Here is a 13,073-nt window from a genome sequence, read left to right as displayed (position 1 = left end):
GTCTACTTACCGGGAGTAGCGAATACGAACAATGCCATGAACGCTAGATTGATGAAGTATGCCGCTTCGACCAGACCCACGGTCAGGAAGAAGTTCACGCGCAGGCGGCCCTCCGCCTCCGGCTGCCGGGTGACGCCGTTGATCAGAGCGGCACCGGCCAGACCGTCACCGATACCCGCGCCGATGGCACCGCCCGCCAGAATGATGCCGCCGCCGATGAGAGCGCCCTGGACGATACTCGCGGTTGCTGGGTCTGCCATTTTTCACTTCCTTTGACAAAGGGTTATAGCGCTGAACAGCTGAAGCCGCTCAGTGGTTTTCACTCTCCAGCGACATCGACTGGCTGAAGTAGAGGATGGTCAGCAGGGCGAAGATGAATGCCTGAATGGCTCCGACGAACAGGTCGAAGAGCTTCCAGATGGCATTCGGACCCCAGCTGATCCAGAAGGGGAACAACGTGATCACCGAAACCATGACGCCGCCCGCGAACATGTTGCCGAAAAGTCGCAGCGAGAGCGACAGCGGTTTGGCGATTTCCTCGACCACATTGATGAAAACCATGGGGCCCCAGCCGGTGTGGCCCTTCAGCAACTGTTTCACGTGCCCGCCCGGGCCGCGCCGCCACGCGCCCGCGGCGTGATAGAGCAGGAACACGAACAACGCGAGCGACAGCGTGAAATTGAAATCGGACGCCGGCGGCGCGATCAATTCCCCCGAACCGTACTGAACGGGCAAGACGGACAACCAGTTCGAGAGCAGGATGAAGGTGAACAGCGTGACCGCCAGTGGCAGCACGAACGGCGCGACCCTCATGCCGATGGCCGTCTCCACCTGGCTGCGCATCTGGACCGTGACGGTCTCGAAGAACAGCTGCACCCCGTTGGGCACCCCGGAGGTGATCTTCACCCGCAGGAAGAAGGCCAGGCCCAGCACGATCAGCGCGGCCACCCCCGTGGACACGATGGTGTCCACATTGAAGGTCATGCCCAGCAGATGCGCCTGGGCGTGGTCGCCGACATGGATCTTGGACTCCCCCGAGGACTCCTCGGCGGCCAGCAGCGCCGGCGCCGACGAATGGACGAGGGAAGCGACGGGAATGCTCATGACTGCTGTCGAAGCCCTTTCACCTCGGGCAGAGCGGTATGGAGTACCAGAATCAGCTGAAAGGCCGCCAGCCCGAAGAAGATTCCGACGCCGTAGGGCCGCGTCAGGAATGCCACCACAATCGACAACGCGGTCAGAATGAGCAGCCGCGACGCCGAGGACAGCGCCAATTTCTGTTTGCTGGGTGTTTCCGCATCCGTGATGCGCACGATGGACATCCAGGTAAGCCGGGCGTTCACCCAGCCGAGCGTCAGACCGGTGGCCATGAAAACACCCAGCAACAATCGATCGAACGCCCCTGTGACCATCAATGCCAGTATGCCGAAAGCGATTGCAATAGCACTCGCTCTACGCATCCGTAGCCTGTTGAGGTCCAATACGACACCGCCTCGCCGTCATCCCACCTCGTAGTGGGGCCGTGCATGATCAATAGCATACACAGCCCAACCTCGTTGCGGGGCAGTATTTTTGATCTTCAAATTGTTGATCTTGAAATTCTGAAACGCTTTTCAGCGAACTTTCCGCCACTTTATTCGGACATCAGTGTTGCACAGCCTTTTCCGCTCCGGTGCCGGTCAGCGACCGCACCTGCATCTCGGCGTACTTGGCGTCGTCGCGTTCCCTCGACAGCACGGTTCCCAGCCAGCCCAGAGCGAACGAAACCGGGATGGACACCAACCCCGGGTTGGCGAGCGGGAACCAATGGAAGTCATGGGATTTGATCATCGCTGTGGGCGCTCCGGAGACCGCCGGGGAGAACACGATCAACACGATCGTGACGGCCAGTCCGCCATAGATGCTCCACAGTGCGCCGGCGGTGTTGAAGCGCCGCCAGAACAACGAATACAGAATGGTCGGTAGGTTTGCCGAGGCTGCCACCGCGAAGGCCAGCGCCACCAGGAATGCCACATTCTGATTCTTTGCCAGAATGCCGCCCACGATGGCCAGCGCCCCGATCACCACTGCGGTGATCCGCGCGACCCGCACCTCGCCGTCCCTGCTGTCGCCGTTGCCGCGCTTGATGACATTGGCGTACACGTCATGGGCGAAGGACGCCGACGCCGTGATGGTCAGGCCCGCGACCACCGCCAGAATCGTCGCGAACGCCACGGCCGCAACGAATCCCAGCAGCACCGGCCCACCCAGTTCCAGGGCCAGCAGCGGCGCGGCCGCGTTCTCCTTGCCCGGCGCCTTGGCGATCTTCTCCGGCCCCACCAGCGCACCCGCGCCATACCCGAGCACCAGCGTGAACAGATAAAAAACCCCGATCAGGCCGATCGCCCACACCACCGACCGGCGCGCCTCCTTGGCCGTCGGCACCGTGTAGAACCGCATCAGCACGTGCGGCAGCCCGGCCGTCCCCAGCACCAGAGCCAGCGCCAGGGAAAGGAAGTCGAGCTTGCTGGTGCCGTTCTTGCCGTACTTGAAGCCCGGCTCGAGCAGCTTCGCGCCGGTCTTGCCGCCATGGTTCACCGCGTCGTGCAGCAGGCTCGAGAAGTTGAAGTCGTAGCGCCCCAGCACCCACACCGTCATGGCCGCGGCCGCGCCGATCAGCAGCACCGCCTTGACGATCTGCACCCAGGTGGTGCCCTTCATACCGCCGACGAGCACGTAGACGATCATGATCGCACCGACGACGGCGATCACCAGGTTCTGTCCCGCCGAACCGGATACACCCAGCAGCAGCGAGATCAGCACGCCCGCTCCGGCCATCTGCGCGAGCAGATAGAACAGGCTCACCGCCAGCGTGGAGGTGGCCGCCGCCGCCCGCACCGGCCGCTGCCGCATCCGGAAGGCCAGCACGTCACCGAGGGTGAATTTGCCGGTATTGCGTAGTAACTCGGCCACCAGCAGCAGCGCCAGCAGCCAGGCCACCAGGAACCCGATGGAATAGAGGAAGCCGTCGTAGCCGTACACCGCGATGGCCCCGGCGATGCCCAGGAAGCTGGCGGCCGACAGATAGTCGCCGGAGATGGCGATGCCGTTCTGCGGCCCGGAGAAGGCGCGCCCGGCGGCGTAATAGTCTGCGGCCGTGCGGTTGTCGCGGCTGGCCCACACCACGATGCCCAGCGTGATGACCACGAAGATCGCGAAGATGGTGATGTTGAGCCCGGGCCGGCTGCCCTCCACGGCCGCTGCCAGATACACGGTCATCGGGTCGGTCCTTCCAGTTCGGCACGGATCTGCTCGGCCATCGGGTCGAGGGCGCGGTCGGCGTAGCGCACGTAGAGACCGGTGATGACGAAGGTGGAAAGGAACTGCAGCAGGCCGAAGATCAGCCCGACGGTGATGTTCCCGCCCACCTTGTGCGACATGAAGTCGTGCGCGTAGTCGGCGAGCAGCACATACAGCGCGTACCAGGCCAGGAACAGAGCGGTCATGGGGAAGACGAAGCGCCGGAAGCGATGCCGCAGGCGCTGGAACTCGGGGCTGTCGTAGACCTCGGTCCATTCGAGATCCGGACGGCCGGTCTGGGATTCAGTTGTCAACTGCGATACCTCCTGGTGATCCCGGTCACAGTAACAACGAAGATGCTTGCGAGCGGGTCGAATAACCGCAGGTGAGATCGCAAATTAATCGATAAGTGAGCCGAAATTCATGGGGTCCGGCGGCCAGCTACCAACCGGTTTCCCCCGCGCTCCGATCGGGCGAGCCGGGCCCGCTGCCGGATGCCCATCGGTTGCGGTGGCAGAGTTCGATGTCATGCCGACGAATCGCTCCGTCACCCCGCGCTTGACGACCACCTCGTCCCTGCTCGCCGACCTCGCACCCGACCTACGCGCGGCGCTGACCCGCGTCCGCTACGACGCGGACACCCTGCTCGAGGCGCTGGGCGACGCCGCCCACGCCGCCCTCGGCCGCGGCGAACCGGTCCCCGTCCGCCGCGCCGCCGCCGATCTCGGCGAGCTCGGCACCCTGGTGCGCCTGCTGCTGCTCGGCGATCCGGTCCCCGAACGTGAAGCGGCAGCGGCCCTTTCGCCGGTGAGCATCGACCGCGCCACCGCGGCGGGGCTGCTGGAGCGCGACGGCGACGAGGTCCGCGCCGCCCTGGATCTGCGTCCCCTCGATCTCGGGGAGGGCACCCGCTGGGTGCTGTCCGACCTCGACGACTCCATGCGCCGCCGCAGCCTCGACGCCGACCACGTGCTCGGCGTCGGCCATGCCTCGCTGTCGCTGCTGCGCGCCACCCCGACCCGCCCGGTCGGCACGGTCCTGGATCTGGGCACCGGCTGCGGCGTGCAGGCCGTGCACGCCGCCGCCTACGGCCGCACCGTCACCGGCACCGACGTGAACACGCGCGCCCTCTGGCTGGCCGAGGCCACCGCCGCGCTCAACGATCTCGATATCGAACTGCTGGAAGGCTCCTGGTTCGAACCGGTGGCCGGCCGCCGCTTCGACCAGGTGGTGGCCAATCCCCCGTTCGTGGTGGGCCCGGCCCGCGTCGAGCACACCTACCGCGACTCCGGCCTCGCCCTCGACGGCGCGAGCGAACTCGTCATCTCCGGCCTCCCGGACCTCCTGAACCCGGGCGGCACCGCGGCACTGCTCGCCTCCTGGGTGCACCTCGACGGCCAGGACTGGCGCAGCCGCGTCGCGAGCTGGCTGCCAGACCACGGTATCGACGCCTGGATCGTGCAGCGCGACATCGCCGATCCGGCCCTCTATGTCGGTACCTGGCTGCGCGACGCCGGGTTGGATCCGCGCGAGGGCGCCGCCCAGGCCCGCGCCGAACGCTGGCTCGACGCCTTCCGTGACGCCGACGTCGAGGGCATCGGCTTCGGTTTCGTCTACCTGCGCGCCACCGACGGCCCGACCGAACTGCTCGCCGAGGACCTGACCCACGGCTTCGACGACCCACTCGGCCCCGAGGCCATCGCCTACTTCGAGCGCTCGGCCTGGCTGCGCGCCGCGGCCGCCGATCCCGACCTCATCCTCGACGCGCGCTACCAGGTCGATCCGGCCACCGCGCTCGAACGCGTCTATCTCCCCGGCGACGCGGGCTGGGCGCAGGCGGTGGCGCGGCTGCACCGCGGCGACGGCCCGCGCTGGCAGCACGAGGTCGACGACACCACCGCCGCACTGCTGGCCGGGATGCGCCCCGACGGCCTCCCCCTGCGCGAACTCCTCGAACTGCTGGCCTTCAGCGAAACCGGCGACGCCGCGACCCCCGACTTCGAGAGCGCGGCGATGACCGTGGTGGCCGGACTGGTCCGGCACGGTCTCGTTCACCCGCGCTGAGCGAGGGCTCTCCCCCGCCGACAGCCCCGCCGGCCGTCGGTATTTCCGCTGGAAACCGCTGCTGACGGGCGGTGAGGTCCGTCACGATCACATGTCGCCCAGATACCGATACGGGCGGCCGCGGGAATGCGCCCGAGCCGCGATTCGTTCAAGTACGTGCTCGAATCACGACGTCCGGGCAAGGCCCGTACACACGTATTCGCTTGTCGCGTCAGGAAGTTCGGGCGCGGCGGTGGGCAACCACCCGGTCACCGAGGGTCGTCCGCCGGTGGCGCGTGTTCCCGGCGATGCGCGCTTCTCAGGAACTTCTCAGCCGTGCGCCGTAAAAACCGCAGATCAGGCGCGGTTTACCGGTGGTCTGGCGGGGAACTTTCCTGAAGTCGGGTCCGTTGAACGGAGCGAGACACCACCGACAGGAGGCAAGTCATGACAAGCCCCGCCACCACTGACGTGCGCACCAGCGAACAAGACCTCGACGCCCAGAGCCCCGCCGCCGACCTGGTACGTGTGTACCTGAACGGGATCGGTAAGACGGCGCTGCTGACGGCGGCCGACGAGGTCGAGCTGGCCAAGCGCATCGAGGCGGGCCTCTACGCTCAGCACCTGCTGGAGACGAGCAAGCGTCTGTCCGCCGCGAAGAAGAAGGATCTGGCGATCCTGGTTCGCGAGGGTCAGGCCGCCCGCCAGCACCTGCTCGAAGCGAACCTCCGCCTCGTGGTCTCCCTCGCCAAGCGCTACACCGGCCGTGGCATGCCGCTGCTGGACCTGATCCAGGAGGGCAACCTGGGTCTCATCCGCGCCATGGAGAAGTTCGATTACACCAAGGGCTTCAAGTTCTCGACCTACGCCACCTGGTGGATCCGTCAGGCCATCACCCGCGGCATGGCCGACCAGTCCCGCACCATCCGCCTCCCCGTCCACCTGGTCGAGCAGGTGAACAAGCTGGCCCGCATCAAGCGGGAACTGCACCAGCAGCTCGGGCGGGAGGCCACCGACGCGGAACTGGCCAACGAGTCGGGCATCCCGGTCGACAAGATCGCCGACCTCCTCGACCACAGCCGCGACCCGGTATCCCTGGACATGCCGGTCGGCAATGACGAAGAGGCCCCGCTGGGCGACTTCATCGAGGACTCCGAGGCCACCTCCGCCGAGAGCGCCGTCATCGCCGGTCTGCTGCACCGCGACGTGCGCAGCGTGCTGGCCACCCTCGACGAGCGCGAACAGCAGGTCATCCGCCTGCGCTACGGCCTCGACGACGGCCAGCCGCGCACCCTCGACCAGATCGGCAAGCTCTTCGGCCTGTCCCGCGAGCGCGTCCGCCAGATCGAGCGCGAGGTCATGTCCAAGCTCCGCAAGGGCGAGCGCGCCGACCGCCTGCGCGCCTACGCCAGCTAGTTCACACCCGTGGAGCCGGTCCCCCTGCCCGGCTCCACACTCTGATCGTCGGGCCACTTTCGAGGCGCTGGCCCGATTCCGCCGGCCGATTCCGCTGCCCGAACGTCCCCTCCGGGCGCGCAGAGTCGGCCGGCGTTTCCATGCGCCGGGTCTTCCGATGCGAATGCGCTTGCCGGGCAGCGGCTTCCGCATCCCCTCCGGCCCAGGGTCAGAGCCGGGTCAGGGATTGGCAGGGGCTGGGGGCCGGAATGTCGCCGCGGAAGTAAGCGGTGGGCGGAACGCCCATGAGGGAGCGGAAATCGGCGGTCATATGGGATTGGTCGTAGTAGCCGGATGCTGTGGCCACGTGTGACCACGGCGTATTGCCCGCGGCGGCCAAGACCTGACGAACCCGGGCGATGCGGGCATAGTGCTTGGGCGACACGCCGATTCCGGCGGCGAACAGATTGCGCAGCTGGCGCTCGGAGACGGCCAGGTCCGCGGCCAGTGCGGTGACCGGGCCGGCGGTGTCCATGGCGGCGACCGCCGAATCCAGCAGCCGGCGGTGGTCGCGGCGAACCGAATCCTCCGAGAGGCGGTGCGGGAGAACGGCTTCCAGGAAGGGGGCGACCTCGTCGGGATCGAGCTCGAGCAGCCGGTCGGCGAGATCGGCGACCGGGCCGGGCAGGTCCGACAGCACGGCGATCCGGTCGGTCAGCTCGGCGGCCGCGATGCCCAGCAGGGACTGGGACGCACCGGGAGCCAGGCGGATTCGGGTGCAGCCCGCGGCCGTGTCCGGGCTGGAGTAGGTGGCGCGAGTGCGCGGGCCCAGCACCCATGCGTCCCGGCGGCCGTATTCCTCGGTGCGCAGCACGATCGAGGTGACCGCCTGGGGAATGTGGGTGAAGGCGGCGGACCCAGGGTGGACGGTCGGAATGTGGGCGATCTCGGTGATCCACGGACGCAGCGCGGCAGGCGGGGTCAGGCGGCGTTCGAGGTCCTCGGCGGTCACGACGGGAGCCAGGGTTTGCGCAGTGGTCACCCGATCAACTCTAGGCAGCTTCGGCGGTCACGGGTGTGCCGGTTTTTCCTATAGCCGGACGGGGGTGGGTCGGCAGGGTGATTCCCATGATCGTTATCACCGGTGCCACGGGCACCATCGGAAGTGAAGTCGTCCGGCAGCTGGCGGCGCGCGGGGTGAAAGTGCGCGCGGTGACCCGGAATCCGGAGAGCGCCCAGGTCCCCGACGGCGTCGAGGTGGTGCGCGGCGACTACGCCGACACCGCGTCGATGGCCGCGGCCTTCAGCGGGGCCGAAGCCGCATTCCTGGTCGGGCTGCTCGGACCCGACTATGTCGAACTGGATCGCGCGCTGATCGAGGCGGCCCGCGACGCGGGCGTCCAGCGCCTGCTGAAGCTGTCCGCCATCGGCACCGGCGACCCCGATCTGGGCCGGGTCGGCACCTGGCACGCGCCCGGCGAGCGGGCGGTCCGGGACAGCGGCGTGGCGTGGACCATCCTGCGGCCCAGCAGTTTCGCGTCGAACACCCTGAGCTGGAGCGCAGCGATCAAGGCGGGGCAGCCGGTGCCGAATATGACCGGCACCGGCGCGCAGGGTGTGGTCGATCCGCGTGACGTCGCGGCGGTGGCGGTGGAAGCGCTGCTCTCCGACGCGCATTCGGGCCGGGTGCTCACGCTCACCGGCCCGGCCTGGCTGACCACGCGCGAACAGGCGGACGTCCTCGCCGCCGCGCTCGGCAGCCCGATCGAGGTCACCGATATTCCGCACGACGCGGCACGCGAGTTCATGCTGGAGGCGGGCATGTCCGAGGAATTCGCGGCCGGCGCACTGGCCGGTCAGGCCTACGTGGCCGCGGGCGCGAACGCCATCATCACCGGCGATGTCGAGCGGGTGCTCGGCCGCGCGCCGCGCGGCTACGCCGACTGGGTGCGCGACCACACCGACGCCTTCACGGCCTGACGTCCCCGCCCCGGCCGTTCCCGGGCCTACTCCGGGGTCTGCTGGACCGGCGCGGCGTCCGCGAGAACGGACTCCAGCCGGTCCAGCATGCCCTTCCAGCCACCGCCCATGATGCTGCGCGCCCGCTGCATGACCGGATCCTCCGGATCGAAACCACGGTGGCTGAACAGGATTCGGGTGCCGTGTCCCTCCGGCCGCAGGGTCCAGCTGATCACCCAGCCATTGTCCCGATCAGACCTCGCGTCGTTCCAGCTGACGCTGAGCAGCTGCGGCGCAACGACTTCCAGCACCTCGCCGCGAATCTCGCCGGAGAAGTTCTGGCCGGGCATGGGCTGGGTCCTCATCTCGAAGACCGTGCCCACCACCGGTTCGAAACCGATGGGCCGCATCATCCACTGCCCCATGAGTTCCGGCGTGGTGAGCGCGCGCCACACCTTCTCCGGCGAATGCGGGTAGTAGTGATCGAGTTCGATCGTGGTGATGTCGTCGGTCATCATCGGTCCTTCTCCTCGGGATCGTCGGGCATGGCATCCAGCACCGCGCCCAGGTCGCGCAGCCGGGCCCGCCAGAACCGTTCGAACGGATCGAGCCAGGACTGCAAGTCGTGCAACGGTTCGGGTTCCACCCGGTAGAACCGCTGCCTGCCGCGCTTGTCCTCGGCCACCAGCCCCGCATCTCGCAGCACCTTCAAATGCTCCGACACACTGGGCCGCGCCATATCGAAGCGCTCCGCGATCACCTGCACCGACTGCTCCCCCTCGAGCAGCAGCTCGAGAATGTCGCGCCGGGTGGGATTGGCCAGCGCGCCGAACACCCGATCGGCGGTCCCGGACTTCAAGCGGTACGGCATGACCACACGATAGGTAGGAAACCACCTACCCGTCAACCGTAGGATTTCTCCTACCCAATTGGCCGAAGGATGGCCACGGAGTCGGACACCGTGGCCATCGAAACGAAATTACGGAACTCAGAACCCGAGACTGCCGGTGCCGATGCTGCCGCCACCACCGCCGCAACCCGTCGTCGAGGGAGTCGGGACCGGGGTACCGGCGGGCGCCGGAGCGACCACCACGGTCTGCGTCACCGAATCCGAACCCTGCGAGAGCGTGACCGTGTGAGTGCCCGCGGTCGTCGGCGTCCAATCGGCGCCGAACCCGGCCTCGTCCATCCCGGGATAGAAGGCATAGAAGCAAACCCCGTTGTCGCGGAAGATCACCCGCGAGCTCGCGGTCGGGAACAGCGAACCACCGGCCATCGCCTGGATGCCCGCGGTCGCGCCGACCACGAAGCCACCGGAGGGCGGGATGATCTTCATCTGCAGCAGGCCGTCCGCCGAAGCAGTCGCCGCGGCCATTCCGACCACAGCGGCCCCGGCCATCAAACTCGCTGCGCCCCAGCCGATTCGGCGACGGAGCGTCCTATTCGTACTCATTCGAAACTCCTGTTCGTCGACCCCGCCGATGGGGTCGACGAACACTAACGTTCGCAGAGTGTGAAATATCGAGATTCCACTTATCTCGGCTGCCCCAGCTTTCCGGGGCAGCCGAGTCCCTTCGGGGGCAGCCGAGCCAGGGCCGAGTGCGGCTAGCCGGAGTTGCGGAGTGCGGTGGCCAGGCCGTTCATGGTGAGCAGGATGCCGCGTTCGACGAGTTCGGAGGTGTCGCCGGCCCGGCGGCGGCGTAGCAGTTCGACCTGGAGCTGGTTGAGGGGTTCGAGGTACGGGAAACGGTTGTGGATGGACTCGGCCAGGGCCGGGTTGTCGGCGAGGAGTTCGTCGGTGCCGGTGATGGCGGCGTGCATGCGGGCGGTACGGGTGAACTCGTCGCAGATCATGTGGAAGACGGTGTCGCGCAGGGCTTTATCGGGGACCAGGCCGGCGTAGGAGGCGGCGATGTCCATGTCCGCTTTGGCCATCACCTGGGCCAGGTTGGACAGGACGGTGCGGAAGAAGGGCCAGCGGCGGTAGAGGTCGGAAAGGGTGGCCAGGCGGGCCGGGTCGTCGCCGATCCACTGTTCGAACGCGGTGCCGGTGCCGTACCAGCCGGGGAGCATGACGCGGGACTGGCTCCAGGCCATGACCCACGGGATGGCGCGCAGGTCGTAGACGGAGTTGGTGGGCTTGCGGGAGGCGGGGCGGCTGCCCAGGTTCAGGTCGGCGACCTCCGCGATCGGGGTGGAGGCCCGGAAGTAGTCGACGAAGCCGGGGGTCTCGTGGACCAGCTTCGAGTACGCCGCGCGGGCCGATTCGGCCAGATCGTCCAGCATTTCGTAGGCGGGTTCGGCATCCGCGCCCAGGCCCTCGACATCGAGCAGGGTGGACTCCAGGGTGCCCGCGACGAGCGCCTCCAGATTGCGGTAGGCGGTGCCGGGATCGGCGTACTTGGTGGAGATGACCTCGCCCTGCTCGGTCAGGCGCAGCGCACCGCGCACCGCACCGGCGGGCTGGGCCAGGATGGCGTCGTAGCTGCGGCCACCGCCGCGGCCGACGGTGCCGCCGCGACCGTGGAAGAGCCGCAGGCGGATTCCGGTCTTGCGGGCCACCTCCACCAGGTTCAGCTCGGCGCGATACAGCGCCCAGTTGGCGGCCAGATACCCGCCGTCCTTGTTGGAGTCGGAGTAGCCGAGCATGACCTCCTGCTGCATGCCACGCGCGGCCACCAGCCGCTGATAGGCGGGCACTTCCAGTGCGGCGCCGAGGATTTCGGCACCGTCGCGCAGGTCGTCGATGGTCTCGAACAGCGGCACCACCCCGACCGGGCTGGACGGCGGAGACCCCGCGCCGCCCGGATCGAGAATGCCCGCCTCCTTCAGGAGCAGGGCGGCTTCGAGCATGTCGCTCACCGAGGTGCACATGCTGATGATGTAGTTGGGCACGGTGTCCGGGCCCAGATCGTCGAGCGCGGCATTGGCGGCGCGCACCACTCCGAGTTCCTTGGCGGCGAGCTCGCTCAGCGCCGCGTTCGGTCCGACCAGCGGCCGGCGCGTGGTCAATTCGGCGGACAGCAACTCGACCCGCCGAGCCTCGTCGAGGGAGGCGTAGTCGGAATGCACTCCGGCCCAGGCGAACAGCTCGGCCACGACCTGCTCGTGGGTTTCCGAATTCTGGCGCATGTCCAGGCCCTGCAGATGAAACCCGAAGGTCTGCACCGCGGCCCGCAGCGTGGCCAGCTGGTCATCGGCCAGCAGCCCGTCGCCGGATGCGCGCATGGACGCGTCGACCACGCCCAGATCGGCCAGCAGCTCCGCAGGCCCGGCGTACGGTTGCGCGCCGACATCGATGCCGTCCGTGGGGATTTCCCCCAGCGCCCGGCACGCGGTGGCGCTCAGCCGCGCACGGATACCGCGCACGGCACGGCGGTACGGCTCGTCGGCGCGCTGCGGCGAATCGTCGAATCCGGCGTCGGCGAGAGCCGACAGCTCCGGGGTCACCGGCACCAGTCGCGCCGACTGCGACAGCGTCTTCTCCAGTTCCAGCAGCGATTTCAGGTACCGGTCGAACGCGACCGCACCCGCGCGGTGGGTGGCCCGGTGCACCACGTCGGCGGTGACGAAGGGATTGCCGTCCCGGTCGCCGCCGATCCACGAGCCGGGCCGCAGGATCGGGCGCGCCAGCAGTTCGTGGCCGGGCCACCGCGATCGCAGCGCGGCCCGCACCTGATCGTTGATGCGCGGGATGACATCGAACAGCGTCAGGTCGTAGTAGCGCAGCCCGACCTCGATCTCGTCCTGAATCCGCAGGCGCGCCAGCCGGATCAGCGCCGCCCGCCACAGCTGCAGCACCTGCCGGCGGATGTCGACCTCGAGCTCGGCGAACTCCGGCTCGTATTTGTTGTAGCGCTGCCGCTGCCGCATGAGCTCGGTGATCCGGGCCTGCACATCGAAGATGGTGCGGCGCCGGGTCTCGGTCGGATGCGCGGTGATGACCGGCGACACCAGGGCGTCGGCGAGCAGGTCGGCCACCACGTCCCCGTCCGGCCCGGCGGCGTCGAGCTTGCGGTAAGTGGCGGCCAGGCTGGATTCCTGGGGCGGCTCCCCCGCCGCCACGTGCACCGCGCGCCGCCGATCCCGCTGCAGGTCCTCGGCCAGATTGGCCAGCAGCAGGAAGTGGCTGAAGGCGCGGATCACCGGGATGGCGGCGCGGATGTCGACATCGCGCAGCATGTCGGCCACCGCGCTGCGCTCCACCTCGGAGCGGCGAATCCGGAAGGCCTCCACCCGGACCCGCTCGATCAGGTCGAAGATCTCCGCACCCTCGTGGTCGCGAATGGTGTCACCGAGGATCCCGCCGAGGAACCGAATGTCGTCGCGCAGTGGCGCGGTCGCTGTCTCGATCTGGTGTGCCTGCACTACGTTCACCTCTCCGAAGCACTGCTTCT

At 68.0% G+C, this 13,073-nt stretch carries 13 protein-coding genes; 3 read left to right on the top strand and 10 right to left on the bottom strand.

Going from position 1 to position 13,073, the window contains the following annotated elements; genetic code table 11:
* Window positions 1–2: 2 nt before the first annotated feature.
* The 5 genes from ACFXHE_RS38965 to ACFXHE_RS38945 all read right to left on the bottom strand — a co-directional run bounded on the left by ACFXHE_RS38965 (window position 3) and on the right by ACFXHE_RS38945 (window position 3,593).
* The gene (locus tag ACFXHE_RS38965; RefSeq protein WP_040810042.1) at window positions 3–260 is read right to left on the bottom strand and encodes a F0F1 ATP synthase subunit C; all 258 of its coding nucleotides are present in this window, start codon (window positions 258–260) and stop codon (window positions 3–5) included.
* Between the two features lie 49 nt (window positions 261–309).
* Window positions 310–1,104 carry a F0F1 ATP synthase subunit A gene (atpB, locus tag ACFXHE_RS38960; RefSeq protein ID WP_379389931.1) on the bottom strand — a complete coding sequence of 265 codons (795 nt, stop codon included), beginning with the start codon at window positions 1,102–1,104 and terminating at the stop codon, window positions 310–312.
* Window positions 1,101–1,370 carry a hypothetical protein gene (locus ACFXHE_RS38955; RefSeq protein WP_364618754.1) on the bottom strand — a complete coding sequence of 90 codons (270 nt, stop codon included), beginning with the start codon at window positions 1,368–1,370 and terminating at the stop codon, window positions 1,101–1,103. Before ACFXHE_RS38955 ends, atpB begins: the two co-directional genes overlap by 4 nt.
* A 274-nt stretch (window positions 1,371–1,644) precedes the next feature.
* Window positions 1,645–3,258, bottom strand: coding sequence for a cation acetate symporter (locus ACFXHE_RS38950; RefSeq protein WP_379389929.1), 1,614 nt, complete (start codon window positions 3,256–3,258; stop codon window positions 1,645–1,647).
* Window positions 3,255–3,593, bottom strand: coding sequence for a DUF485 domain-containing protein (locus tag ACFXHE_RS38945; protein WP_379389927.1), 339 nt, complete (start codon window positions 3,591–3,593; stop codon window positions 3,255–3,257). The genes ACFXHE_RS38950 and ACFXHE_RS38945 overlap by 4 nt, the downstream gene beginning before the upstream one ends.
* Window positions 3,594–3,807: 214 nt before the next feature.
* Between ACFXHE_RS38945 and ACFXHE_RS38940 the strand changes: the two genes are divergently transcribed.
* Together ACFXHE_RS38940 and ACFXHE_RS38935 are read left to right on the top strand one after the other, a co-directional pair.
* Window positions 3,808–5,343 carry a methyltransferase gene (locus tag ACFXHE_RS38940; RefSeq protein ID WP_379389926.1) on the top strand — a complete coding sequence of 512 codons (1,536 nt, stop codon included), beginning with the start codon at window positions 3,808–3,810 and terminating at the stop codon, window positions 5,341–5,343.
* A gap of 426 nt (window positions 5,344–5,769) precedes the next feature.
* Entirely contained in the window at window positions 5,770–6,738 is a 969-nt protein-coding gene (locus ACFXHE_RS38935) for a sigma-70 family RNA polymerase sigma factor (RefSeq protein WP_354837030.1), read from the top strand.
* A gap of 208 nt (window positions 6,739–6,946) precedes the next feature.
* Here the strand turns inward: ACFXHE_RS38935 and ACFXHE_RS38930 are convergent, their stop codons facing one another.
* The gene (locus ACFXHE_RS38930) at window positions 6,947–7,759 is read right to left on the bottom strand and encodes a helix-turn-helix domain-containing protein (protein WP_379389924.1); all 813 of its coding nucleotides are present in this window, start codon (window positions 7,757–7,759) and stop codon (window positions 6,947–6,949) included.
* 86 nt (window positions 7,760–7,845) lie between these two features.
* On the opposite strand from ACFXHE_RS38930, the gene ACFXHE_RS38925 reads away from it, so the two are divergent.
* The gene (locus ACFXHE_RS38925) at window positions 7,846–8,697 is read left to right on the top strand and encodes an SDR family NAD(P)-dependent oxidoreductase (protein WP_379389922.1); all 852 of its coding nucleotides are present in this window, start codon (window positions 7,846–7,848) and stop codon (window positions 8,695–8,697) included.
* A gap of 26 nt (window positions 8,698–8,723) precedes the next feature.
* Here the strand turns inward: ACFXHE_RS38925 and ACFXHE_RS38920 are convergent, their stop codons facing one another.
* The 4 genes from ACFXHE_RS38920 to ppc form a co-directional block, all read right to left on the bottom strand.
* Window positions 8,724–9,191: an SRPBCC domain-containing protein gene (locus ACFXHE_RS38920; protein WP_379389921.1), complete on the bottom strand. Its 468-nt coding sequence runs from the start codon at window positions 9,189–9,191 to the stop codon at window positions 8,724–8,726.
* Window positions 9,191–9,547 carry a metalloregulator ArsR/SmtB family transcription factor gene (locus ACFXHE_RS38915; protein WP_354837038.1) on the bottom strand — a complete coding sequence of 119 codons (357 nt, stop codon included), beginning with the start codon at window positions 9,545–9,547 and terminating at the stop codon, window positions 9,191–9,193. The genes ACFXHE_RS38920 and ACFXHE_RS38915 overlap by 1 nt, the downstream gene beginning before the upstream one ends.
* A gap of 117 nt (window positions 9,548–9,664) precedes the next feature.
* Window positions 9,665–10,129 carry a hypothetical protein gene (locus tag ACFXHE_RS38910; RefSeq protein WP_379389919.1) on the bottom strand — a complete coding sequence of 155 codons (465 nt, stop codon included), beginning with the start codon at window positions 10,127–10,129 and terminating at the stop codon, window positions 9,665–9,667.
* 152 nt (window positions 10,130–10,281) lie between these two features.
* Window positions 10,282–13,044 carry a phosphoenolpyruvate carboxylase gene (ppc, locus tag ACFXHE_RS38905; protein WP_379389917.1) on the bottom strand — a complete coding sequence of 921 codons (2,763 nt, stop codon included), beginning with the start codon at window positions 13,042–13,044 and terminating at the stop codon, window positions 10,282–10,284.
* Window positions 13,045–13,073: the final 29 nt, after the last annotated feature.

It is taken from the genome of Nocardia sp. NPDC059229 (assembly GCF_042754165.1).
GTDB lineage: Bacteria > Actinomycetota > Actinomycetes > Mycobacteriales > Mycobacteriaceae > Nocardia.
The sequence above is the reverse complement of the archived record's forward strand: the minus strand, read 5'-3'. Positions and strand labels throughout refer to the sequence as shown.